Origin of the sequence: Gemmata palustris, assembly GCF_017939745.1 — a bacterium.
GTDB lineage: Bacteria > Planctomycetota > Planctomycetia > Gemmatales > Gemmataceae > Gemmata > Gemmata palustris.
Genome location: NZ_JAGKQQ010000001.1, coordinates 1,300,067 through 1,324,265, shown reverse-complemented (window position 1 = coordinate 1,324,265; position 24,199 = coordinate 1,300,067). Strand labels below are relative to the sequence as shown.

Here is a 24,199-nt window from a genome sequence, read left to right as displayed (position 1 = left end):
CGGGCCTCGCAGAGCCGCTACATGCTCCCCGTGCTCTCGACTCCACTGGCGCTCCTTGGGTTCGCAGCGCTCCCGGCGCTGGCGGCGATTTACTACCTGCACACGCGCTCGCGGCTCCACCCCGTTTCGAGCTTGCTCCTGTGGACGGACGCCCGGGTCGCCCCCGACGGCGGGCGCCAAGTCGATCGCCCGCGCCTTCCGCTCGTGTTCTGGCTCGAACTTCTCGTGCTCGCGCTCCTGGCACTCGCGGCGGCCGGGGTTCACGTGCCCGCGACTACGGGCGCCGGTCCCCTCATTGTTGTGCTCGACGATTCGTTCTCGATGCGGGCCGGGGCGCCCGAGTCGCCCCGCAAGCGCGCAGCCGAAGCTCTACTCGATGACCTCCACCGCGTACCGCGAAGTTCGGTGCGATTCGTCCTCGCGGGCGACCGCCCGCAAATCCTGGGAGAAGCGGTTTCGCACACGAGCGAAATCGAACACCTCCTGGAAGGGTGGACGTGCCAAACGGCGACCGCTCGACTCGACTCCGCGGTTGCCCTCGCACTGGAATTCGGTGGGGAATCGGCCCGCGTGCTCGTACTCACCGACCACGCCCCCGAAGCGCCACTAAAAGAGGGGCGCGTGCGCTGGTGGGCACTCGGTTCGGCCGCACCCAACTGGGCGTTCGTGAACGCGAGCCGGACCGCCGGGCCGCGCGGCGACCGTCTCTTAATCGAAGTCGCGAACCTCGCCCCGGAAGCCCGTTCAACGACACTCCGCATCGAAGAAGTGCAGCCCGCCCGCGAGCTGCGCCGCTCGGAGCTGAAGGTCGGCGCCGGCGAAACGCAGCGGCTCGTGTTGGAACTGCCCGAAGCGACGGGGACCGTGCGTGCCATCGTAGACGACAGCGAACTGGACATCGACAATTCCGCGTCACTTCTCGCGGCAGCGCGCAAGTCCGTGACTTACGAAGTGCGACTCGCCGACAAGGAACTGCGGTCGGCGTTCGAGCGAGCACTGAAGGCGACCGGCACCGCCGTCCCCACCAATCTTCGACCACAACTCGTTCTGGTTGATGGCGCAGTGGTCGCACCGGATGTTGAGGATTCCTGGGCCGTGCGCGTGCTCCGGGAACCCGAGGCCGAGGCGTTCACCGGGCCGTTCGTGCTCGATCGCGCGCACCCGTTGACGGACGGGCTTTCGCTGACGGGTGTCGTTTGGGGCGCGGGCAAAGGCCCGTTGTCCGGTTCCCCGGTGGTGATGGCGGGGAACGTTCCGCTCCTCACCGACACCGAATCCGCGACCGGGCGGCACGAAGTCCAGTTGCGCCTCCGACCCGATCTCTCGACGTTGACGCAATCCCCCGCGTGGCCCGCGCTCGTCTGGAACCTAGTTCACTGGCGCGCGTCGTTCCAACCCGGCCTCCAGCGCGCGAACGTGCGCCTCGGTGAAGAAGCCGTATGGACGCTGAACACGTCACCCGGCTCGATCGAGGTCACCAAGCCGGGGGGCGAACGGTCCACTGTGCCGGTCTACGCCCGGCGCGCGGCCATCCGCGCGGAACGGCCCGGCGTCTATTCCTTGCGGGGCGGAACCGAGAGTGCCGACTTCGCCGCGAACGCGCTGAACCGCGACGAATCGGACCTCACGAAATGTGTGACCGGGCGCTGGGGCGATGAACTCAATGAAACGACGCTCCGCAACGATTACCGTGACGTGACCGCGTGGTTCGTATTGGTGGCCCTGGCAATCGCCACGCTGCACGTGAGGCTGTTGGCCCGAAAGCCTGCCACGGGAGCGAATCCGTGACGCTGCTCGAACCCCTCTGGCTGCTGCTCGCCGTGCCACTCCTGGCCGCACTGGTTCGGTACCCGTTGCCCGGTCGGTTGCTGAACGGGCTCCGCGTGGCGATCGTCCTCTTAACCATTGCCGCACTCGCGGGGCTGGCGCTGCGCTTCCCGAGTCGCGCGGGCACCGTCGTCGTCGTCGTGGACCGCAGCCGGTCCATGCCGGCCGGCTCGGACGCCGACCACAAGGAACTCATCGACCTACTACACTCTGCGATGGGCTCGAACGACCGGCTCGCAGTAGTGTCGTTCGGGGAAACGGTGGTCGTTGAACGCGCACCGAGCAGCGACAAGTTCACAGGTTTTACACACGAAGTCGGCGCCGATGGGTCCAATTTGGGTGAGGGGATCGATGCCGCTTTGTCGTTGGTTCCGAAAGACGCACCGGGGCGCGTGTTGGTGCTCTCCGACGGTCGGTGGACGGGGCGCGACCCATCGGCCCTCGCCGGGTTAGCCGCGGATCGCCGCATCGCGGTCGATTATCGCCACCGCAGCCGACCGACCGCGGGCGATCTGGCCGTGGCCCGGGTCGATGCGCCCACAGCGGTCGCGCCCGGCGAAGGGTTCCTCATCACGGCCTGGGTGCAATCACCCGTCGAAGACACCATTCGGTTCGAGGTGACACGCGGGGACAAGGTCATCGCCAGTGGCGAACAGCGCGTGACGGCCGGGCTGAACCGCCTGACGTTCCGCGACCGCGCCGCCGAACCCGGGAGCCAAAACTACCGCGTCCGCGTTCGTGCTGCGGCCGACGACCCGGTGCCCGAGAACAACACCGCTCGTGTACTGGTCGGTGTCAACGGCCCGCGCCCGATCCTGCACCTCACACCGACCGCGTCCTCGGGTCTGACAGCCCTCTTAAAATCCGGGGGACTCGATGTTCGTGCGATCCAAGCAGACCGCTTCAACTTCACGCTCGAAGAACTCTCGGGGTATTCGGCGGTGATCCTGGAGAACGTGCCCGCCGAGAAAATCGGCACACGGAACATGGAGACGCTGGCGAGTTGGGTTCGGGCGAGCGGGTCCGGCCTCATGGTCACCGGTGGGAAGCAGTCTTACGGCCCCGGCGGCTACTACAAATCACCGCTGGAGCCGATCATGCCCGTATCGATGGAGCTCCGCCAGGAGCACCGCAAACTCGCGCTGGCGATCGTTGTCGCCCTCGATCGCTCGGGCAGCATGGCGATCCCGGCCGGAGGGGGGCGAGTGAAGATGGACCTCGCGAACCTCGGCGCGGCGCAGGTGCTCGACATGCTCGGCCCACTGGACGAGTTCGGGTGCTTCGCCGTCGATACCTCCGCCCACGAGATCGCCGAACTCGGTCTGGTGAAAGACAAGGACCGCGTTCGCGACAAGATCCTCCGGATTCAGTCCTCGGGCGGTGGCATCTACGTGGACGAAGCATTGACCGCGTCTGCGGACATGATCCGCCACGCGAAAGCGGGTACCAAACACATCGTGCTATTTGCGGACGCCGCGGACGCCGAGCAGCCCGGAAACTACAAGGAGCTTCTCGCCAACACCCGTAAGGCCGGCATCACGGTGAGCGTCATTGGCCTCGGAAAGAACACCGACAAAGACGCCGCACTGCTGGAAGACGTGGCAAAGCGCGGGGGCGGGCGCATCTTCATCACCGATAGTCCGGAAGAACTCCCGCGGCTCTTTGCTCAGGACACGTTCGTGGTTGCGCGGAACAGCTTCCTCGAAGACCCGGTCCGCGTGCAGCCCACCGCCGGGCTCGCGGCTCTCGCCGGTCGATCGTTCGCGCTCGATCGCAGTATCGGTGGATACAACCTGTGCTATCTGCGTCCCGAAGCCACGTTAGGCGTCGTGAGCCGGGACGAGTACAAGGCACCGGTCGTCGCGTCGTGGCAAGCGGGTTCCGGGCGCGTGCTGTGTTACACGGGAGAGGCGGACGGCAAATTCGCCGGGGCGTTCGCCAAGTCACCCGAAACCGGCGAGTTCTATGCGAGCCTGGCTCGCTGGACCGCCGGGCAATCGGGCGCCTTGGCCGACGGCATGGCCGTGACACAAGAAGTGAGAAACGGGGTGAGCCGAATTCAGTTGCACCTCGACCCGGAACGAAAGGCAGAGCCGTTCGCGGGCGTTCCGCAACTCCGCACGCTGCGCGCGCGTCCCGGCGAGGCGCCGCGAACCGAAACCGTCCCACTCGTCTGGGCCGGACCCGATACGCTGGTCGCCGATGTTTCGTTGGAAGGCGAAGAAACGGCTCTGAGTACGGTTTCGGTCCCGGGGCAAAAGCCGCAATCGCTCCCGCCCGTCTGTTTGCCGTTCTCGCCCGAGTATGCCCCAGCACCGCTCGGCGCGAGCGACGATCGCGGGCGCGCAACACTCGAACGGCTCGCGCGGTCCACAGGCGGTGTCGAACGGGTCGACCTTTCGGGCGTCTGGAAAGATCTCCCGCGGCGCCCGCGATCGTTCCCGCTAACCCCGTGGCTCTTACTCACGGCCGTCGTGTGTTTGCTACTCGAAGTGCTGGAACGGCGAACGGGCTTGGTCACATCCGCCATCGCTGCAATACGACCGAAGTCGTTCCGGTTCCGGTTCAAGAGAAAACTAATCGCCTCTACGCCGGTTGCCGTGACGAGCAAACCGGCCGCGAAGGAATCGACCGCACCGAGCACGGCCCCCGAACAACCGAAAGTGGTCCCGCCCCCCGAAGTCAAAGGCGGTTTGCTCGATGCCATGCGCCAAGTGCGGGATCGCAAGCGTGGCGACGGTTGAGCGGCGGGGCACTTACTCGACGCGACAGAACACGGCCTTCAGGTAGCGGCCTTCGGGCACGTGCAACAAGAACGGGTGGTCCGAAGCCGCACCGGTGATCTTGAACACCTGGATCGTGCGCCCGGCCTGCCACGCGGCCCGGCGAATCGACTCGAGGAAGTCGTATTCACTCACCAGCCCGGTGCAGGAACACGTGAGCAACACGCCGCCGGGCTTCACCACGTGCAGCGCGAGCCGGTTCATGTCGCAATATTTTTTCAGCGCCTGCTCGACGTCTTCGCGGTCGCGAGTGAGCTTCGCAGGGTCGAGTACGACCGTATCGAACTTCTCGCCGTTCGGGATGATGTCTCGCAGCCACGCGAACAGGTCGGCTTGTACGTAGCGGATCTGGGCGCCGTTCAGTTTGGCGTTCTGTTTCGCCATGTCGAGCGCTTGTTCATCGAGGTCCAGCCCGACCACCTCCGACGCGCCGCCGAGCGCCTTCGCATACACGCCGAAACCGCCCGTGTTGCAGCAGATGTCCAGCACGCGCTTCCCGCGGCAGAACTCGGAGAGGGTCTTGCGGTTGTCGCGCTGGTCGACGAAGAAGCCCGTTTTGTGCTTGCTCCCAGGAGCCACGCGGAACTTCAGTCCGTGTTCGGTAATCACGTCGGGCGGCGGTGGTTCGGGCGCGCGGCAGTCGAACGATTCTTGCTTGCCGACGTGTTCTTCGGCAAAGTAGTAGAACCGCGCAGCGGGGTAGTGCGCGCGGAGGGCGTCCATAATCACGCCGCGCTGCTTGTACATGCCGGCCGCGAAGAACTCCAACACGATCGTGTCGCCGAAGCGATCCACGATCAGCCCACTGAGTGCATCGGCCTCGGAGTGGACGAGGCGGTAAGCGTTTGTCACGTCGTCGAGTTTGAGGGCCTCGCGCCGGAACGCGACCGCGGCGGCAATCTTCCGCGCGAAGTAGTCCGCGTCCACGGCTTCGTCTTGCTTCGTGGTGAGTACGCGGAGTGTTATGCGCGAGTGGCCGTTGTAGAAGCCGCGGGCGACCCACAGGCCGTTCTTGTCCTGAATGTCGACGATGCTGCCCGGCGCGATGCGCGCAGCGGGCTTCTCGACCATCTTTTGGAAGATCCAGGGGTGCGACGATCGACGCTCGATCTTCAGCGCAACAACGGGAATCGGAGCAATTTCGGAGTTCATCTAGTCATGATAGTAGTGAAGGCCAAAGACAGAATGGCGACGAAAGAGCACACGGGGCACAAAAAGGAACCGAAGAGAAAAATTGAGTTCCACGAACTCGTTCTCTCAGTTCCCTTTGTGACTCGTGTGCTCTTTCTGGTTGCTCGAGCCTCATTTACCGGAAATTACGCCCCCAAATACTGCCGCAGCGCCATGTGAAGTTTGTCGCAGCGCTCGTGCCAGTGGTTCTGGTCCTTCGGCGGGTAGTCCTTGAGTGGGCGAAAGGCCGCAACAACACACAACCGCGGTTGGCCGGGGTCGGGCTTGTCCATCTGGAGTTCGAGTTCGATCGGCTCCTGACCACGTGGCACGGAAGGCCGGCGCGCGGCGAACCACCCGAGGAGGCCGCTGCCCTCTTTGGCTTCCTTGTAACCGTTAGGGACGCCGAGGCGCATCCGAATCACCCCGGGTTCGCTCGTGAGCACCTGCCCGCCGAAATCCTCCACGAACCCGCGGAGCTTGGCCGCGGCAAGGCGCTCCGGCATGAACGCCTCGAACTCGTGGGTCACGTGGTAGGGATCGATCGATGCCCGCGTCACCTGAGCCGGTGGGGGTGCATCACCGTCGTCTTCCGCGACCGCCATCGGCTCCCAGCCCTCGGGCATCGCGGCTTCCCAGTAATCGTCACCGAGTGCCTGACCGAACATCATGGCGAGTTCGCGCGCGGACTGCTGGCGCTCGTTCGGGTACTTGCACAGTGCGAGCTGTACCACCGCTTCGACCATCGGCGGAACGTCCCCGCGCCCGATCTTGGTAAACTTGGGCGGCGACTCCTTGATGTGGGCCGCGAGGAGCTTGTCCTGATAGTCGTAGTTGAACGGCAACCGACCCGTGAGCATCTCGTACAGGATTACACCGACCGAGTAGAGGTCGCTGCGCGAGTCGACGCGATCGCCGCGGACCATCTCCGGGCTCACATAGCCGGGGGTGCCGATCGCGTAGATCGGGCCGTGTCCCGTGAGTTCGGCGAGCTGAATGTGCGGCTTCGCGGCGAACCCGGCGAACCCGAAGTCCATGACCTTGAGCGTTTCCCGTTCCGTGTCCGCGTTCAGTACCATTAAGTTCGAGGGCTTCAGGTCGCGGTGAACGATCCCCGCGTCGTGCGCGGCCTGGAGCGCCTGACAGAAGCACGCCAGCAACCGCCCCACGCGCTCCGGCGGGAGTCGGCGGTGCTTGGCGAGTAGGTCTTCGAGCGTGATCCCGGGCACGTACTCCATCACGAGGCACGGGCCGATCGGGTCATCGACCGCGGCTTCGAGGAGTTGCACCGCATAGGGGTGATTGAAGTTCGCCATCGACCGAACTTCCGCCTCAAAGAGCTGGCGGAACTTCGGATGCGTGACAACGTGATCGTGGATGCGCTTCACCACGACGCGGAAATCGGGGTGCTGGAGCGGTTGGGCCAGAAACACTTCGGCGTTGCTCCCGCTGCCGAGTGAGTTGAGCAGCCGGTACTTGCCGAGCGCCGTGGTCCCCGCCATCCCGCGTACCCCCACCGAGCGTACATCGAAGTACGCAAAGCTAGGATGCGTTCGGCCGGCCGGCAACCGCTTACTGCCAGAGGTGAAACCCGGTCAGAGTTCGGTCGGCTCCCAAACGTATTCGACGGCCCCCTCCCAATCGCCCCCCGGTGGAAGAATCCGCCACCCGCTGTCGATTCCGCGCGCCTGCAAGTTCGAGGCGTCGGCGGAACAGGTGTAGGGCTCGATCGCGAGCGCGTGACGGTGGGCGGGCGTGAACAATACGAGTTCACGGAAAGAAGCGTCCGCGCGCACGCGAAGGCTGCCCGCCGCGTTCGGGTGCGAGAGCCGCGCGAGGTCGACAAAACCGCTGTTACGGGTCTCACTACTCAGCACGCCCGTAAACACATTATCGAGGGCGGTGCTTCCGACTGCGCGCGGTTGCCGGAAGTTGAGGTCGGCGGGCAGTTCCTTGCGCCAGCCGGTCGGGAGGTTGTTCTCGTTCACTTCCCAGACCTCGTTTACGTTCGCCTGGAGCACGCAATCGGCGACGTCGGGAGTACTCATTCCGGGAAGCCGAAAGTAGCCGTGGTAGCCCAATCCGAAGGGAAGTGGTCCCGATCCGACGTTCTCAACGCGGGCGTCCACACGCAACTTGTTCGCGTAGAGCCGGTACGTCACGCTGAACCGAAAATCCGACGGCCATAGCGATAGAGATTCGGGCAGATCTTTCGCGAGGTTGAACTCACCCGTAACGAATGCGAACTCTGAATCGCCGTTCCAGTCCGTGACGCGCCACTTGTTGCGCGGGGTGAACCCGTGGATCGCGTGGAGCTTCGTCGATTCATTGAGCGGGAGCTGGTACGTCTTGCCCTCAAACGTGAAACGCCCGTCGCGCAGCCTTCCGGGAAATGGGAACAGTATCGGGTGCCCGCTCCGCGTCGGGACCGGGTTACTCTCCCAGTCCGGCATGTGAAAGAGGATGTCGGCCCAGCGATTATCTTCCTGCCGGACCTGCCACTTGAGGCAGTTGAACCCCCACTGCGGCCACACTTCGGCCCGTACCGTGCCGGTGTCGTTCGTGAGTTCGTACACTTCGCCGCTGCGGTCCCCCGCCCCGCCCTGCGTTGTGCGCACTTCAAAGGCCATGATTCCCCTCCCCTACGATAATGACGGTTCGCGAGGTGATTGTACCCGCAGCCTCTCCCCAAATTCACGGGCCTTCTGATGCCGACTTTCTCCTCTTCCACACTCGTCACCTTCACGCAGGCACTGTTCGAGTCGGTGAGCGTTCCCGCGGCCGATGCGAATGTGGTCGCGCGAAGCCTGGTAGATGCGAACCTGTGTGGGCACGATTCCCACGGCGTGATGCGCGTACCGCAGTACATCGACTTCTTGAGGAAGGGGACGTACAAGGCCGGCGCGCCATTAACAGTGATCTCCGAAACTCCGGCCGTCGTCGCTGCGGACGCGGGTTGGGGATTGGGGCAGGTTCAGACCTACCGGTTGCTCGACAAACTGCTCCCCAAGGCCAAAGCGCTCGGGATCGCGGCCGGCACGCTGCGGAACTGCGGTCACACCGGGCGCCTGGGTGAGTACGCGGAGTTCGCGGCGAAGAATAACATGGCCCTGTTCGCGGCGGTGAACTCACACGGTTCGGGCCGCCGCGTTGCGCCGCCGGGAGGCACCGAGGGCCGTATCAGTACCAACCCGATTTGCATGGGTGCGCCAACGTCCAACGCGCCGGTGGTCATCGACTTCGGCACAAGTGCGGCAGCCGAAGGTAAGGTTCGCGCCCAGTTCCAGAAGAAAGAGCCCGCGCCGGACGGCTGGCTCATCGACCACACCGGCGCACCCACAAACGACCCCGGCGTGCTCTACAGCGAACCGCGTGGCAGCCTGATTCCGTTCGGTGGAACGCAAGCCTACAAGGGCTTCGGCCTGGGCTTGCTGCTCGACCTCTTGTGCGGTGGATTGTCAGGCGGAGCGTGTAGCAATCCCACATTCCCGCTCGCGGGTCAGGGAAACGCCGCCGTGTTCGTGCTGTTCAATCCGGCGCTTTTTGGCGGCACTGAGCACTTCCTGAAGGAAACCGACAGCCTCACGGCATACGTCCGCTCGTGCCCGACGGTCGCAGGTGTGAACGCGATCACACTCCCAGGTGACCCCGAACGGTTCACAAAGCAAAAGCGCCTCGTGAGCGGCATCCCGGTACCCGACGGCACGTGGGAACTCATTGCAAAGGCCGCAGCGGAGTTGAAAGTATCGCTCCCGGTGTAGGCCGCCGTTAAAAAACCGGGCCGATCCGCGGTTCGATTCACGTGGATTCGGCACCGCAACGAGCACCACCATGCCCCTACTCCGCAAGCCTTCGCCCGAAGTTATTCAGAAGTTTCTCGCCGCGCAATCCCGGCTCGATTTCTCTTACGCAGCCGTTGGCACCACCGCGACCACACCGCCACCCGGCTATGTCGTGGATCGCACGCGGGTCAAACTCGGCGACGGCGAAGGCACGTTCCTCGCTGCAAAGGCGGCCCTCACACGCTGGGAGCACTTTCGCCTCGGTTGGGTCGAAGCCGAACCAGCAGACACGCTCATCCAAACCGGCTCGTGCGTGGCGGTTATTGCGCGCGTGATGGGGTTCTGGTGGCTCAATGCGTGCCGGATCGTTTATGTCGTGAACGAAACGGACTCCGTAGCCCGTTTCGGATTCGCTTACGGCACCCTTCCAGGACACGCCGAATCGGGCGAAGAACGGTTCATGGTCGAATGGGACCAAGCCAGTGACGCCGTCTGGTACGACATTCTGGCGTTCTCGCGCCCGAACCATCTGCTGGCCCGATTGGGCTACCCGCTCACGCGGATGACGCAGCGCCGCTTTGCCCGAGACTCGGGCCGCGCGATGCAACAGGCCGCACACTAACTGAGCATCAGTTCCAACCGGATATTGTAAAGCGCATGGGCCAAAACCAACGGCCACACGCGCCCAATACCCAAGAAGATCATCCCGTACATCACCCCGAATACGAACACGTCAATGAACCCTTGCAGCCCCTGATACACGTGGTACGAGGCGAACAGGATCGCAGCCACGAGCACGGCCTCTCCGCGCGACCTCAACAATGTCGTTAAGCGAGTAATCAGGTACGCACGAGTCACGATCTCCTCGGCGCACGCGGCGAAGCCGTATTTCAGCGCCATCATCGCGTAATCAACCCTGGCGCGCGGGCGCGGGAAGTAGTCGTGCGCGAGTGGTTTCTCCGGCAGTCCGAAGTCTGGTATCAAGCGCCAAATGAGTATCGATGCGATGAGAACAATGAACGCAAACGGCGCATCGATCGGGCAGACCGGTGCGACACCGAAGTGCTCCCATGATTCCCCGCTTCGGCTCATCAAATAGAGGGTCACAAGGATCGTGCAGCCGCTCAAGAACACGAGTTGAAGTGAATCGAGCCAGTAGGGTACAGGCGGCGGCGGATGAACCAAAGAGTGTACCGCACCAAGCAGGTTCGGCACGACCCCGACGGCCACCACCGCCGCAACCTCCCACCACAACCCCCGCGGCACGGAACCGGATACCAAGGGCGCGCTAGTGGAGGTAGGCACTAACGCCAGCTCGGACTCGTTCACTAGCGAGTCCGAGCCGGCCACTTCGCTCGTTCCAGTTGCCCCCGGGCGCCCGCAGGTGGGGCAATTGTTCACCATGCGCTCTCCGTTCCGCCGAAACGAGTGATCCGATCAATCGAGTCGCTCATCCGCCGCAGGAGCAGGGCACTCACATGCTGATCCGGCGGTAGGTGTCGTCCACGACCCAGTGGAACGCGGTCAGGTGGATCGACTCGACGATCCCCATGTCGTCGAGCGGCACGTGCAGCCCGAAGTGCGCGAGCCCGCGGAGCTTCCCACCCGAAAAGCCGGTACAGCCGTAGGTGGTCAGCCCGTGCGCGTTGGCCCACTCGACCGCGCGCAGGATGTTCGGACTGTTCCCACTCCCACTAATCGCGATCAGCAAATCCCCAGGGCTGGCGAGGTTCTTCAACTGCTCCGAAAACACACGGTCGAAGCCCTCGTCGTTGCCCCAAGCCAAAATGTACGGCGTGTTGTCGGTGAGGCTCAGCACCTTCAGCCGCTTCTTCGTGTCGTCGTCGAAGAACTTGCGTGCGAGCGTGCCCTTCCCCATGTCCTCGCAAAAGTGCGAAGCGTTCGACCCGCTCCCACCGTTACCGATCACGAACACGAACCGCCCCGCGACGTACCGCTCGTGAACCAGATCGGAGAGTTTTTGGATTTCGGCCGGGTCGATGCGGTCCATCTCTTCGGCCACGCGGGAGAGGAACTGCTTCGGATTGAGCGTCGAGCCAAGCATGTGTCATTCTCAGTTCGAGAGGATCGGATGACGTGACCCCGGTACGCGGGCGTACCAAGTCGGGTCGAGTCAGTGCAGCGGTAAGGAGTGTTCTATCGCCGCAGCCACTACGATGGCACCGTTTACCCTCGAACCACATTGGTGGAAAACCTACCGACGGTACGGTCCGAAAACCTATCGCCCGAAGATCAAAAGATTATCAATTAAACGTAAATTTGTTTCTAATGTAGCCAGCCACCGCGCCGGCCGCACAGGTCCGATTCGCTAAGCCCCTCAAACCTGCGGCAACTTTGGCTAACAATTGCTAACTTTTTTGGATCGGGCAAATGTTACCATTTCAACACAAAGTCAATCACTACAATAGTTTAAATCTACCTTATTCGCAGCAGCGCCGGACTCGACGGCAATACCATTTTGACTCTAAAACGCTTAGGACAAACTCCCAAGGGAAGAAGAAACACCAAATTATACGCTATCACAAATAAAAAGTATACCCAAGAATAAAATTCACTTCTGTCGAGTACAGGAATCCGAGTCGCGGCCCGTCCCCGAAGATGCTGTCACGATAGCCGAACGCTCGGTCGCGTCAGCCGGTGCGCGCTGGGATAGAATGCGCGGGGGAACAGCACCGTTGCGAGCCGTTTCACATGCCACGCGACCTCATACTCGGCACCGCCGGGCACATCGATCACGGGAAAACGTCGCTCATCAAAGCGCTCACCGGAATCGATTGCGACCGGCTCCCCGAAGAGAAGGCGCGGGGCATCACCATCGATATCGGGTTCGCCAACCTCGATCTGGGCGACGTGCGCCTCGGTATCGTGGACGTTCCCGGCCACGAGCGGTTCGTGAAGAACATGCTCGCAGGGGCGACCGGTATCGACTTCGCGCTCCTCGTCGTCGCGGCCGACGACTCGATCATGCCGCAAACGCGCGAGCACCTCGAAATCCTCAAACTCCTGGGAATCCGAAACGGCCTCGTCGCTCTCACAAAAGCCGATCTGGTAGACGAAACGACGCGCGACGTGGTCGGCCTCGAACTCCGCGAACTCGTGCGCGGATCGTTCCTCGAAGACGCGCCGATCATTCCCACTTCCGCACACACCGGGCTCGGCATTGCAGAATTGAAGGGCGCGCTGCGGGAGATGTGCGTGCGTGTGGGGGGCGAAGAACCTAACCCCCTAACCCCCTTCCCTAAAAAGGAAGGGGGAACAGAACTGAACACAAAGACAGAAACACTACAAGCGCCGGTTTTAAGCCCCTCTCCTCTTGGGGGAGGGGTTAGGGAGGGGTTACAGGCAGCCCCCCACCAGCCCCCCTTCCCTTCAGCGAAGGGACACGGAGGCGGTTCCTCCTGGTTCCGGCTCCCCATCGACCGCGCGTTCGTGGTGCAGGGTCACGGCACGGTCGTCACCGGGTCGGTCGTGTCGGGGTCGATCGCGGTCGGCGATGAACTCGAATGGCACCGAGGAGACGGAAGCACTGAACTCGTGCGCGTGCGCGGATTGAACAACCACGGGCGGCCCGTCACGGAAGTCCACCGCGGACAGCGTGCGGCTATCAATCTCGCGGGCGTGCCGCACGACCAGGTGCGCCGCGGGCAAGAACTCGCGCGCCCCAGCTATCTCGTTCCGAGCAAGGTACTTACAGTAAGGCTCTTCGCTTCGGCCGAAGGAAAACACGGTATCAAGCACCGCCTTCCAGTGCGGTTACACGTCGGTACCGCGGAAATCATGGCCACGGTGTCACTCCTCGACTGCGACACCGTTGATCCCGGACAATGGGGGCTTGCGCAACTCTTCCTCACGGAACCAGTCACGACCGCGTGGGGGCAACCGTTCGTGCTGCGTGATTCGTCTGCGGAACAAACGCTCGGCGGTGGACAAGTTGTGCAACCGACCGCGACAAAGGTGCGACGCAGACACATCGAAGCCATCGAACACATCGAAAAGTTGTGGTCCGATGCGGCGGAAACACGGGCACTTGCGGTCGCGTGGCTCGCGGGCTCCCACGGCTTCGCGCCGAACGATCTCGTGCGCGCGGCGGGGGTCGAGCCGGGTCGAGTGGAAATACTCGCTTTGCAACTCACATCGAGCGGTAAACTCACGGATCTAACGCTCGCGTCCAACCGGCGGTTGCTCGTCCACAGCGAGCGCGTCGCGGAACTGGAAGCGCGCGTTCTCGATACGCTCGGCACGATGCACGCCGAGAACCCACTGATGACGACTCACGACCGCCAGAAGGCGCTCGCCCGGCTCGACTACGTGAACGACGAGCAACTCCTTCAAGCGGTTACCGATCGCCTCATTCGCGCGAAGAAGGTTGTGGGGGACGCTCGACGGATCGCGCGCGCGGACTTCAAGCCCAAGCTCAGTGCGAACCAGCGCAAACTGAAGGACAAGATCGTCGAGGCGCACGCCGGAGCGGGATTCGCGCCACCGGAGCCAAAAGAGTTCGCGAACCAGGCCGGAGGGAACGCGGGCGCACTCAAAGACATCTTTGAAGTCGCGTGTGCGGAAGGTTTTTTGGTGCGTTTGACCGACGAGTTCTACTTGTCGGCGGAAGCGGAGGCAGAAATGCGCCGGCGCGTTGTCCAGCGGTTGCAGAACGGATCGGGCGCGACCGTCGCCGAGATCCGCGACCTACTCGGCACGACGCGGAAGTTCGCCGTGCCCGTGTGCGAATACCTGGATCGCGTCGGGTTAACGAAGCGCGCGGGCGACCTGCGCGTGTTGGTGGAGTAGATCGTTCACCGGGGCACCAACGCACGGCCAAGAACACTCAAACGCGATCGTCACCGATGATCGCGCGGAGCCGGTCGCAGGCCCGGGACCAGCGGCGGCGAATGGTGCGCTCGTCCACGCTGAACAATTGCGCGATCTTCACCTGCGTCCAGCCGTGGTAAAACACCAGCCCGACGACCTCGCGTTCCTCGACCGGCAGCACGTCCACGGCTTCGTGGAATCGCACCCACAGATCGAAATCCGGCGGAGCGTCCGCAGCCGGTTCAACGGGCGGGTTGGAATCACCGGGCACATCGAACGGGAGCCACGCTTTCCCGCGACACCGGCGGGCCAAGTCGATTAACTCGCGCCGAATGTGGACCGCCGCGAGGTTGAAGAAATCCCGGGTCGTTTCCGGGTGCATCGTGCGGAGGGACCGCAGGAGCCGAATCGTGCTGTTTTGCAGCACATCGCCCGTGTCCGCCTGCGCACGAATGTTCGGAAACGAGCGCGTCATCCGCCGGGCGAGTTTCTCCAACCGTTTACCCGTTGCGCGCAGCAATTCGTCCGCCGCTTCACGATCCCCCGAGCGCCACCGGTTCAGGCAGTCCTGGAGGTTAATCGAGTCAAATGTGGTGTCAGCCATACGAGTGCCGCATAAAGGGATTGGTGCGAGCAGAAATATCCTACCCGACCCGAACACCCGATGCCAAGCGCGGTGTTTGAAGTTTAGAACGCTGGTCTTCTCCCACTTACACCATACGCTCTGGCGACTACGGGAATATCAATACGGCTTCCGCTTTTCCGTTCGTGATCCAAACGCTGACCTTCACCCCATCCTTGATGTCACTTAGCTCGGCCGCCGGTACGAGTTTTCCCATTTGTTTGTGGATCGCGGTCGTCTTGGTGACCGGGATGCCCGCGTCACGGCCCTTCACGAACACGGTGGCCAGCACGTCCTTCTCGCCCTCTTTAGCGGGAAGAACCTTCGACACGACGGCCTCGAACTCCGGTTTACGGATCGGGATCGCGGGCTTGAGCTTGTACATCCGCTCGGCGAACGCCACGTACTCGGCCATTGGCATGAGCCCGAGTTCCTTGCGGCGCACATCGAGTTTCTCTTGATCCTCAACGGGTTTGGGGACGAGCTTGCCGTCCTTCTGTTCGAGCTGCGTGCCGTAGCGCTGCTTTTTGCCCTCGGCGGCGAGGACGCGGTCGGTGAGGTACGCCAGGTCCGTGCCCGTGGCCTCACCCGCCTTCACCGCGGTTTCGAGCAAGCCCAGGCACTTCTTCTGGAACGGGAGGTCCGCGTCTGAGTGCTGAACTAATAGCCACGCGGCGTGAGCCCCGTCCGTCCCAACGAGCGCCTTGCCGGGCCAACCGTGCTTCTCGACCACGCCCTTGAGCCACGCCCGGTTCGTGTCATCAACCTTCTTGAGAGCCTCAATCAGTTCCTTGGGGGGCGGGGAGCCTGCCTCAATCAGTTTGGTGCGGGCGTCCTGATCGGTCTTCACACGCGCGAGCAGTTCCTCGCGCAGTGCAGGCTCCTTCGCCGCGTCCAGCGGGGCGGCTTGAAGCACGGTGGCGAAGATCAGGACGGCGGAGACGACAATCTGTCGCATATCGCATGACTCCGAGGGTGCGAGGTATCATCCCATTTTCGAGCCGTGCGGTCGAGATTCTGTAACGACATAATCTCGAACCCGGAGCCGGTACTGGATGTCGTGCTGCTGTATTATGATGGCGGAACCCGACACTGGTTGCACATGCGCCCGTTCTACGATTGGCTCGACCGCGTACTCACCGCCGGCGAATCCGTACAGGACGCGCCCCCTCAACTCGCGCCGGCCGAACGGCCCGCGGTCGAGGCGCAGTTGCGTTCCGCGTTCGATACGCACGCGCTGGACGTGGCGGGGCCGCCGGTCGCGTTCGATGCAGACATTGCACTTCGTGCGGCCACAGCCCTCGCTCGGGCGTGTTGGCTGTTGGTCGGCGCCGAAGAGGACGAGCCCGTAGCGATTTCACTTGATGCCGTGGAATCGCCGGCCGCGAACCTTTCGGCCGATGTGGTGCTCCGGTTCATGCCGGCCGTCTACCGCCGCGCGCAGGTGCGCGCTCCCGACGACGCGCTCGCGACCGAGCTCGCGCGCCTGCTCCGGGCGTGGCCGTTATCCGGCGTTCTGGCGGACCTCGCGGGTGCTCCAACGGCCCCGCTCGATTTCGGCGGGCACCCGGGTTTGCAGTTGCTTTATGCTGAGCGCCTCGTCGCCACGCCCCGTCTAAACTGGATGCCGGTACACGGTCCCGCCCGGGCGTGGGCCGAGCGAATATTCGCCGAGCGCGGGGCACAAATCCCCGTCGAACTCCCAACTGGTGACGCCCATGCTTGATGCGCCCGCCGACCGCCTCCGTCACTCGGCCACCGATCGACTCAAAGCGCGATTCGTCGGGCGCGACGAGGTCATCGACCTGATCGCCCTGGCGATCGTTGCGGGCGAACACCTGTTCCTGTTCGGCCCCCCGGGGACCGCGAAATCGCTCCTCGTCCGCGAGTTCGCCGGGGCCGTTCACTGCCGGTACTTCGAGTACCTCCTCACCCGATTCTCCGAACCAACCGAACTGTTCGGCCCGGTCGATCTTGCCCGATTACGAGAGGGCGTGGTCGCCACCGTCACCACCGGAATGCTGCCGGAAGCCGAGTTCGCGTTCCTCGACGAACTCTTCAACGCGAACAGCGCGATCCTGAACAACCTGCTCACGGTGCTCAACGAGCGCGTGTACCGGCGCGGCGCGGAGACGCACCGGTTGCCGCTCTTGAGTGCGTTCGCGGCGTCCAATCACTTGCCGGAAGACGATGCGCTCCAGGCGCTGTTCGACCGGTTCCTACTCCGGTGCAAGGTGGACGCGCTGCCGCGCTCACAACTTCCCGCACTGCTCGCTGCGGGCTGGGCGATCGAGCGCAACGGCAAGCCGACGGCCGATGCGCGCGACGCGCTAACCGCGGAGGATCTGCACGCGATGGGCCGACTCGTAAAGGATGTGGCCCTTGATCCGGTGATGGAAACCTATGCCGACGCGGTGGAGAAGGTGCGCGACCTTGGCGTCGCCCTGTCCGACCGGCGCGCGGTGAAAGTTCTGAAGTTGGTCGCAGCTTCGGCGGTCATGTGCGGGCGTGCATCGGCGAACGTGTCGGACCTGTGGGTGCTCCGGTACGTGTGGGACCGGGTCGAACAAATCGGCCCGCTGGGGGCGCTGGTGTCCGGTATTTTGGATCGCGCCGAGAAGCCGGACTCCCCTCACCCGCGCGCGGCCCGGCCCGAAGAGATCGATGCCGAAGCCCTGGCCGCGGAACTGGCTACCGCCGAGCGCGAACTGGCGAGCGGCCCCAAACTGGTGGAAATCGCGCGCCTGCGCGAGCGCGTACAGGCGGTTGCCGATCGCGCCGCGTGGGTGACTGATGCGACCAGTCGGGGACACCTTCTGGCCCAAACGGGCGCACTTCTGAAGAGGCTCGGATGACCACGCCCACACACGACCCGTGGCGCAGCGTCTCGGCCGCTCGGCTGCCCAGAGAGCACCTCACCGCGCTCGCCGCGGTCCGTAACTACGCGGACGTGCGTGTGCGCCTGGCTGATGAAACGGCGTGGGTCAATTGGCCCACAGGCCGAAACGAAGTCATTCGCTGCCTGCTGCCCGTTCCCGGCGTGGTGTTCTTCACCCGGCGCGCGGAGGGGTGGGTCCGCTTCGGGCGCCTCGTCCCCACCGATGATGCGCCACCCGATGGAGAGGGGAAGCCGATAGCCGAAGTGCTGGTGCCGGCCCGATTCGAGCCGCTCGCGCCGGACGAAGTGGTACCGACACCGGTCGTGCTCACGGTGGCACGCGGGGGCGCACCGAGGCCAGCGACGGCACTCGTCTGCACTCTCACCGAACTCGCGAATTGGGCCGACAGTGCGACCACAAGCGAACTCGCGCGCGTTCGAGCAGCGCAGTCCGGCGAGCGCGTCGTCGTGCTCGGCGAACGGCTCCCCACAATCCCCAGCGCGTTGCGCTTCTGGGGCCGGGACGTCCTCGTCCCGATTGGGTTCCGACCCGAACCAGATTTGCCGACAGCCGCCCTCCTCTCGGCAGCCGGGGTCACAACCGGCGAGTTCTTACTCCTCGACGAGACCGGCGCAGATGTGATCCCCCGGGCGGTGTTCGAGCCGCTCACGCGCGCCGGGGTGCGGTTGGGGCACGCAACACATGAATGAACTCGACCGCGCCGAACAGTACCTCACGATCCCGCCGCAATACGGTGCCGAATTGGGCGGCCTGTGGTGGTCGTCGCGCCGCGACGCGATCGAACGGCGCGACGGGACCACGCTCGCCGTCGCTGACGAGATCCGCACCGTCCTTGAAGGTGCCCTGGCCCACCCCGCGGTGCCAGCGTTCGCGTTCGTGCTGAACGTGCTGTGTTTGATGAAATCCGATGGCGAGCCCCGGTTCGCTCCGCTCCGGCAGGCCTATGCGAACACGCGCGGAGTCACCGCGCGCGGCCGCAACGTCGGGCTACTGATCGCCCGGTTGTGCCGCGACCTGCCCCGAGTTCCGGGCGCGATCAAAATCGAAGACGTCACAGTTGCGCTCCGCTCGCTCCGCATGTACGGGCCGCACACGCGACCCGAAGCGGTCGAAGAACCGCCGCTCACGCGCGCCGAATTCGAGCACCACCTTGCGGACCAATTAACCCACTTCGATAGTACGGCGCTGGTTCACTGGCTCACGCACGGGTGCGCGCCCGGCACCGGTGGAAGGGAGTTGGCCGAGCGCGCCGAGACGCTGCCGGAGCGCGTGGTCAAGTTGCTGGCTCTCGCGCGCAAACGTGCCCGACTCGTCGGCGCGGCGGCCCTCGTTCCCGCACTCGATGCCGCACTCACGCTCCCTCCGCGGGGCCGGCCGCCCAACGCGCTGCCGCTCGGCGGGTACTGCGACGTCACGACCCGCGGCGACCCGGAGCGCCTCCTCCCCGGGCAGTTCGCCCTCGACCCGGACGAGTTCGTGCGCCGGTTCGCCGCGAGCGAACTGCTTTACTTCAAGCGCGAGGAACCGCACGAGGCCGTGCGCCCCGAGCGCATCATCGTTCTCGATCAGGGGGTCCGAACCTGGGGGAGCGTTCGGCTCGCGCTGGCCGCGGCTGCGTTCGCGCTGCTCCGCGTGGACGCGAAACGGTCCGGCCCCGCGCGACTGTTCACCACCTCCAGCGCCGACGCGATCGAGCTACTCCACCCGAATCCGACCACGATCGCGGAGCGGTTGGAAGCGAGCGACTTGACCCCGAACCCGGGTGAGTGCCTCGCCCGGGCACTGGGTACGGGCGGGGGAGAACCGCGCGACATCATCGTGCTGACGCACCCACGGAACCTGCGCGAACCGAGCGTGACTTCGGCCACAGCGGAATACGGGCCTAACGATCGCCTGTTCGCGGTAACGGTCGACGAAACGGGCCGGGCCGAACTCTCACAGTGGGCGCCCCACGGCGTACAGGCCCTGCGGTCGTTCCGCGTCGATCTCGTTGCCGCAGAAGCCGCACGGCCCGAAAGCGATCCGCGCCCCGCACACCCGCGCACGGCCTCCCGCGCACCCGCACTCTCGTGGAGCGGTGACGTCGAGCCGGTGCCCTTCCCGTTCCGCCCGGGGATCGTCAGCGAACCACTGCACTTCGGCTTCGCCGCCCACTGCAACTGGCTCGTGGCCGCCGGGCGCGACGGCGTGCTGCACGGGCTCGCGTTCGACGGCTCGGCCCCGGAAGTGCTCCCGCGCCCGTACCGCAACGGCGCGGTGCTAAGACAAGTAGACGCCGTTCTCGGCGCGACCGGGGGCGTGGTCGTGTGCGGGCGCATGTCCGTACCAGGCGGGACAACGGTCATTGCGCCCGCGCCCCAAGCCGAAACCCTGCACGCAGCCGGCACACCGATCGTGGCGTCCGGCGCATCGGAGCCACCCGTCGCTGAGCAACTCGTCGCCGCGCACTACGACCGGGAAGCGCGCCGGGTCACGTTGCACGTGCTCGGCCCGGCTGCGAGCGACGCGCACTGGTCCGCTCACTCGGACCTGCACTGTATCACGGTCCGCACGGCTTCGGGCACCGGGTGCGCCCTCGATCTCGGCACGCACGGCCGGTTCCCCTTCCCCGGGCCGCCCGTTTCGACACTCATCAGCCTGGCGTGCCTCGCATGGGACCGCGCTGTGTACGGGGCACCGCCCTTCGAGCTGCCCGTGGTGACCCAGTTCCCGAGTACCAGCACATGGGCCACACCGTTCCTGCTCCACACAAATCGGGGCGCCATCACGATCCAACAACCGCCGACCGCCTGGCGCACCCCGGCCCCGCTCCGGGACGGGAAGTTGTTCCTCGCCGGCGCGGAGTTCCACCGCGTCCAACTCGCCGGTGACGTCTTGGCCCTGTCCTACTCGAACGCCGGCGAACGAAACCTCCTACTGCTCCGCGGACCCGACGGCGACGTTCTCGGCGAGGTCCAGCACCCCCCGCGCAACGCCTTCGCGCTATCCGCCAACGGGATGCTACTCGCCCGCTGCGACGCACTGCACGCGGTCGTGGTGACGGACACGGCGGTACCCGCCCAGCCCATCGCCACCGAAGCGCACGCCGCACTGCATAACGGGTTACAGGTCGATTTCAACGCGACACCATTCATGCTGACGATCAAGATCGGCGGGCACCAACACCGGTTCCGCACCGAAGCCGGCGCGCTCCACTATGCGTCGCGCTGGGAGGTAACCGAACAGGCAAAACCACAGAGAACTATGGCTTATTACTCCCCGGCCAACTACGACCCGGTTCGGTTCCCGCTCCGCGAATCGGTCTACGTTGACGGGTGGAGCGCGATCGTCGATCGGCTCGGGCAGGTTCTGCTGTCCCGGCGCGACGGATCGTTGGTGGCGGCGTTCGTGGTCCGACGAGAACGCGCGGCAGCATGGATTCCCGGCGGGGTATTTTGGGGCGACGTGCGACTGATCGGCGGCCCGGCCACACCGGACGCGGACAAGAAAATCGGACGGGCCATTCTTGATGCGGGAGAGAACCGTGGAAGTACCGTTTCGGCTGGTTCGGCGCGAGCCGACCACCAACCCGGCTGATGCGTTCCTGCTACCGGCCGCCGACGCGAGTTCGATAGCCGGCGCGTGCGCGCGATTCAACGAGCTGCCGGCGGTATTCGCGGTGCGCGGGGGCTTCCTGCTAGTCCCGCCCGCACCGGACGCGCGCGCGGTCCCCGGCGCGATCAGGCTGCGCCGGTCGGCCGGCGATCTGTTCGTACCCGTCGACGCGAACCTGCTCCCGGCCCTGCTCCCCGATGAGGCCACGAGTCTGACTCGGACCCGCGGGCTGATCGTGACGGCGGGCGGAACTGTGCTCGCGTTCGACGTAACGGCACCGCTCCCGATCACCGATTGGCTCAAACCTCGCGCAGTGCGCCGCTCCGAATGGCGATCGTTCCCGGAGCGCCCGGACCGCCCCAACACCTTAATGGTAATCGAGCGCCCGGTCCCACCGATGGAGGCCGTGATCGAGATCCTGGGTGCGGGTGCGCCCGACGCCGATCCCCTTCCCGGTGCCGGTCAAGGCGCGAAGAGCGGCACCGGGAAGGCCGTCCCCGAGGCCGCGCGCCCGCCCGCGTCCGGGTCAATGCTGGGTCGGGCCGTCGCGGGCGCGGGGCTCGCGGTGGGGGGGGTGCTCGCGTGGCTCGGCAAGCAACTCGGTGCGGGCGGACTGGCGCGGGCCGGCGCCGACCTCGCGCGCCGGGCGATCGAGCGCGTGCCGCGACTGAGTGAGAAACTGTTCGGCGAGCAGGAGGCGGCGCTGCGCGAGGTGCTCCGCCAGTTGCAATCGGGCGACGTCGAGAAGGGGCTCCAGCACGCGCCGATCGCGGTAGCCGATCCCGACCAACCGGCCCGCGTGGGCACCGACGCCAAGCTCACCCGGCGCGATCCGCGGTACTCGCTCCGCGACTTGGTTGGGACCGGGCGCGGGGGCGCGGGGGCGGTGTGGCTGGGTGGCGCTGACGTGTGGGACGAGTTGGCCCGCGAGTACCGCCGGCTGGCGGCCGAGGCGAGCGCCCGCGGCGACCACCGGCGCGCCGCGTACCTGTACGGCGTGCTCCTCCGCGACCTGCGCGGGGCCGCGAACGCGCTCCTGGCCGGCGGACTGTTCCGCGACGCAGCGGTGCTGTTCCGGGACCGGCTGAACGACCCGCGCGCCGCGGCCGAAGCGTTCGAGCGCGCCGGGATTCACGACGAGGCACTGCGGTTGTACGACCGGATGGGTCTACACGAAAACGCGGCCGAGTTGCTCCGGCGCTTGGGGCACGAAGAGCGGGCGGTGGCGCGCTTTCTCATGGCCGCCAACCGATTGAAGGCGGACGGGCGGTTCCTCGCCGCCGGCGACCTGATGCGGGCGAAGGCGCACCGCCGCGACCCCGCGACCGAGTTCTACCGCCTGGGCTGGCTGGCCTCAACTACCGCGGAATCCGTGACCTGCGGCACGCGGTTACTCGACGAGTACAGCGCGGCCGACAACCGACCCGGCTACGAGATCCTGGTGAACGAAGCGGGAAGCGCTCTCCTCGACCGGCCGCGCGACGCGGGCCGATTCTTCAACCACGCTCTCCGCACAAGTATGGATTTTCTCCCCGAAGACGCCCGCGCGGATCTGGCGGACCGGGTGCGTTTGATGTTCGCTGAGCACCTGCGCACGCACGCCCTCCTCGGCGAAGCGGGCACGCTGGCGGACGACTTGTTCCGCTCCGAACAGGTTTGGGCGCCACCCGTCAACCGCGACGCGATGTTCGCGGTGCGCGGTCGATCGGCGCCACCCGCGCCGCCCGAATCACCCAAACCGGATCACCCGCGGGAACCGGACCGGCGCCTGATCGCTGGTCCCGTGACCGCGGTGGTGGCCGTGCGCGGAACGTTTGATGTGGTCGTGGCCGGCGCGGGCGAGATCGTCTGTTGGCGGGTATCGGACGGACGGGTTCAATCGGTGGCGACAAAGAGCGAACGAGTCACCGCACTGTCGGCGTCCGCTCGCGGTGATGTGATCTACGCGGTCACCAACGGGGCAGATGGGAAATGGCGGCTCCGCTGTTTCGCTGCGGACCGCGGGGGCACATTCCGCCCCACAACGCAGTACACTCTCCCGACCGGCGAGAGCACAGACCCCACAATCTACCTGCAATCGGCGGCAACGTTTCGTGCGGGCGAACACCGAATCGCGGTTTCGACGCCCGTCGAGAACCTCGCCTTCGCGGGACCGTATCTCCAATCTGATCCCACCGCCTTGTTCATCGGTGACGAATTACCCGTGCGTTTGCTCGCGAGGTTTGCCGATGGGGGCGTCTGGTGCTGGGCGGGTACGGGCATCTGGTACCGCCCGGACTCCGATGCGCCCGTGTGTTTGTGGAAAGCCCCCGCTATTCCGGGCGCCGAAATCGATTGGTTGACACCCGCGCCATCCGTGCTGGAAGTTGTGACAGTAGATCGCGGCGGTTATCTGTGTTGGGCGGAGTTCGACGCAAGAGATGAGAATCAACCTCGCACGCGCAGCTCGTTCGCCGAACACCCAACCGGGGTCACGGTAGCCTGCTTGGTCGCGCCGAGTACCATTGCCGCAGCCACCAACACGAACGAGATTCACTGGCTTCGCGTCGCGGGAAATCAATTGATCGTGTCGGCCTCAGTCACGCTCTCCGTGCCATCCTGTGTCGTCTCCCTTACCGCTCGCCCCGACTCCAATGAGGTGATCGTGATCTTCGCCGATGGAGGTGGGTGCCGGGTGCGCCGGCCGTGATC

General features: G+C 65.1%; 17 protein-coding genes. 10 read left to right on the top strand and 7 right to left on the bottom strand.

What is annotated here, in order from left to right; genetic code table 11:
- Nucleotides 1-21: 21 nt before the first annotated feature.
- Nucleotides 22-1,788, top strand: coding sequence for a vWA domain-containing protein (locus J8F10_RS05300; protein WP_210652818.1), 1,767 nt, complete (start codon nt 22-24; stop codon nt 1,786-1,788).
- Nucleotides 1,785-4,571, top strand: a complete 2,787-nt coding sequence (locus J8F10_RS05295; protein WP_210652817.1) for a VWA domain-containing protein — start codon at nt 1,785-1,787, stop codon at nt 4,569-4,571. The genes J8F10_RS05300 and J8F10_RS05295 overlap by 4 nt, the downstream gene beginning before the upstream one ends.
- A 12-nt stretch (nt 4,572-4,583) precedes the next feature.
- Here the strand turns inward: J8F10_RS05295 and J8F10_RS05290 are convergent, their stop codons facing one another.
- From J8F10_RS05290 to J8F10_RS05280, 3 genes are all read right to left on the bottom strand, one after another.
- The gene (locus tag J8F10_RS05290; protein WP_210652816.1) at nt 4,584-5,762 is read right to left on the bottom strand and encodes a class I SAM-dependent rRNA methyltransferase; all 1,179 of its coding nucleotides are present in this window, start codon (nt 5,760-5,762) and stop codon (nt 4,584-4,586) included.
- Between the two features lie 164 nt (nt 5,763-5,926).
- Nucleotides 5,927-7,282, bottom strand: a complete 1,356-nt coding sequence (locus tag J8F10_RS05285) for a serine/threonine protein kinase (RefSeq protein ID WP_210652815.1) — start codon at nt 7,280-7,282, stop codon at nt 5,927-5,929.
- Nucleotides 7,283-7,375: 93 nt separating this feature from the next.
- A complete protein-coding gene (locus tag J8F10_RS05280) occupies nt 7,376-8,410 on the bottom strand; it encodes an aldose 1-epimerase (RefSeq protein WP_210652814.1) in 1,035 nt (344 codons plus the stop codon).
- Between the two features lie 78 nt (nt 8,411-8,488).
- Here J8F10_RS05280 and J8F10_RS05275 point away from each other — a divergent pair, with 78 nt between their 5' ends.
- Complete coding sequence (locus J8F10_RS05275; protein WP_210652813.1) at nt 8,489-9,541, top strand: Ldh family oxidoreductase; 1,053 nt, start codon at nt 8,489-8,491, stop codon at nt 9,539-9,541.
- A 70-nt stretch (nt 9,542-9,611) separates the two neighbouring features.
- Nucleotides 9,612-10,184 (top strand): DUF1990 family protein, encoded by a 573-nt coding sequence (locus J8F10_RS05270; protein ID WP_210652812.1) that lies wholly within the window; start codon nt 9,612-9,614, stop codon nt 10,182-10,184.
- Here J8F10_RS05270 and J8F10_RS40615 read toward each other — a convergent pair.
- Nucleotides 10,181-10,462, bottom strand: coding sequence for a CPBP family intramembrane glutamic endopeptidase (locus tag J8F10_RS40615; RefSeq protein WP_246523972.1), 282 nt, complete (start codon nt 10,460-10,462; stop codon nt 10,181-10,183). The two genes, J8F10_RS05270 and J8F10_RS40615, sit on opposite strands and share 4 nt — an antisense overlap.
- A gap of 574 nt (nt 10,463-11,036) precedes the next feature.
- Nucleotides 11,037-11,627, bottom strand: a complete 591-nt coding sequence (locus J8F10_RS05260; RefSeq protein WP_210652810.1) for a D-sedoheptulose-7-phosphate isomerase — start codon at nt 11,625-11,627, stop codon at nt 11,037-11,039.
- A gap of 647 nt (nt 11,628-12,274) precedes the next feature.
- On the opposite strand from J8F10_RS05260, the gene selB reads away from it, so the two are divergent.
- A complete protein-coding gene (gene selB / locus J8F10_RS05255) occupies nt 12,275-14,371 on the top strand; it encodes a selenocysteine-specific translation elongation factor (RefSeq protein ID WP_210652809.1) in 2,097 nt (698 codons plus the stop codon).
- Nucleotides 14,372-14,408: 37 nt separating this feature from the next.
- Here selB and J8F10_RS05250 read toward each other — a convergent pair whose 3' ends face one another.
- Nucleotides 14,409-14,996: an RNA polymerase sigma factor gene (locus tag J8F10_RS05250; RefSeq protein WP_210652808.1), complete on the bottom strand. Its 588-nt coding sequence runs from the start codon at nt 14,994-14,996 to the stop codon at nt 14,409-14,411.
- A 127-nt stretch (nt 14,997-15,123) separates the two neighbouring features.
- Entirely contained in the window at nt 15,124-15,972 is an 849-nt protein-coding gene (locus J8F10_RS05245) for a DUF6624 domain-containing protein (protein WP_210652807.1), read from the bottom strand.
- A gap of 102 nt (nt 15,973-16,074) precedes the next feature.
- On the opposite strand from J8F10_RS05245, the gene J8F10_RS05240 reads away from it, so the two are divergent.
- The 5 genes from J8F10_RS05240 to J8F10_RS05220 are packed head-to-tail and all read left to right on the top strand — an operon-like array spanning nt 16,075 to nt 24,197.
- A complete protein-coding gene (locus tag J8F10_RS05240; RefSeq protein ID WP_210652806.1) occupies nt 16,075-16,740 on the top strand; it encodes a hypothetical protein in 666 nt (221 codons plus the stop codon).
- Nucleotides 16,733-17,869, top strand: a complete 1,137-nt coding sequence (locus J8F10_RS05235) for an AAA family ATPase (protein WP_210652805.1) — start codon at nt 16,733-16,735, stop codon at nt 17,867-17,869. Before J8F10_RS05240 ends, J8F10_RS05235 begins: the two co-directional genes overlap by 8 nt.
- Nucleotides 17,866-18,603 (top strand): hypothetical protein, encoded by a 738-nt coding sequence (locus J8F10_RS05230; protein ID WP_210652804.1) that lies wholly within the window; start codon nt 17,866-17,868, stop codon nt 18,601-18,603. Before J8F10_RS05235 ends, J8F10_RS05230 begins: the two co-directional genes overlap by 4 nt.
- Nucleotides 18,596-21,490 carry a hypothetical protein gene (locus tag J8F10_RS05225; protein WP_210652803.1) on the top strand — a complete coding sequence of 965 codons (2,895 nt, stop codon included), beginning with the start codon at nt 18,596-18,598 and terminating at the stop codon, nt 21,488-21,490. The genes J8F10_RS05230 and J8F10_RS05225 overlap by 8 nt, the downstream gene beginning before the upstream one ends.
- Nucleotides 21,438-24,197: a hypothetical protein gene (locus J8F10_RS05220; protein ID WP_210652802.1), complete on the top strand. Its 2,760-nt coding sequence runs from the start codon at nt 21,438-21,440 to the stop codon at nt 24,195-24,197. Before J8F10_RS05225 ends, J8F10_RS05220 begins: the two co-directional genes overlap by 53 nt.
- Nucleotides 24,198-24,199 lie beyond the last annotated feature (2 nt).